Source organism: Loktanella sp. SALINAS62, from assembly GCF_018263905.1.
Lineage (GTDB): Bacteria > Pseudomonadota > Alphaproteobacteria > Rhodobacterales > Rhodobacteraceae > Loktanella.
In genome coordinates this window covers 1-255 of the sequence record NZ_JAAFZU010000081.1, presented here as the reverse complement: position 1 = coordinate 255, position 255 = coordinate 1, and the positions used below count along the sequence as shown (strand labels likewise).

At 59.6% G+C, this 255-nt stretch carries 1 protein-coding gene; it reads right to left on the bottom strand.

The features are described from left to right. Positions 1-238 (bottom strand): response regulator (locus tag GZH79_RS18555; RefSeq protein WP_211645269.1); only part of this gene is annotated, 238 nt, incomplete at its 3' end. Positions 239-255: the final 17 nt, after the last annotated feature.

Genomic DNA, 255 nt, shown 5'->3' with positions numbered 1-255 from the left:
CGGTATTACCGGAGAGCAGGATGAACGGGATGTTTCGCTCGCGTAGGGCAGCGGCAACGGGGGCTGACGACTCGCCGTTGAGGTTCATGTCGAGCGTAGCGCCATCTGGGCGCTCCGTCTCGATCAGGGCGAGTGCACGCTTCACGCTGAAGGCAGGGTCAAGCACCTCGCAGCCTTGATCCTCGAAAATCATTTCCAGATCCATCGCAAGGATGGCTTCATCCTCGACAATGAGCATACGACGTCCAGCCAGCG